Below are 406 nucleotides of genomic sequence, written 5' to 3' on the forward strand. Positions count from 1 at the left end.
GTACGCAGGAAGCCCACCACTTCTTTCATCTGCTCGCTGCGCCCGGCCACCACGCCGCCCATGCAACGGCCCTGGCCGTCGATGAACTTGGTCGCCGAGTGGAACACGATGTCAGCGCCGAGCTTGAGCGGCTGCTGCAGCGCCGGGGTACTGAAGCAGTTGTCCACCACCAGCATGGCGCCGCGGGCGTGGGCGATCTCGGCCAGCGCGGCGATATCCACCAGTTCCGCCAGCGGGTTGGATGGCGACTCGACGATCAGCAGCTTGGTATTGGCCTTGATGGCCTTTTCCCAACCGGCCAGGTCGACCAGTGGCACGTAGTCCACCTGCACGCCGAAACGCTTGAAGTACTTCTCGAACAGGCTGATGGTCGAACCGAACACGCTCTGCGACACCAACACATGGT

1 protein-coding gene is annotated in these 406 nt (G+C 63.3%); it reads right to left on the bottom strand.

The features are described 5' to 3' along the window. A partial coding sequence (locus tag ACEWB7_RS18300; RefSeq protein WP_411581134.1) for an aminotransferase class I/II-fold pyridoxal phosphate-dependent enzyme occupies positions 1-383 on the bottom strand: 383 nt, incomplete at its 3' end. Between the last annotated feature and the right edge of the window lie 23 nt (positions 384-406).

This window comes from Acinetobacter sp. NIOH-H-8 (assembly GCF_046635365.1).
Taxonomy (GTDB): domain Bacteria; phylum Pseudomonadota; class Gammaproteobacteria; order Pseudomonadales; family Moraxellaceae; genus Acinetobacter.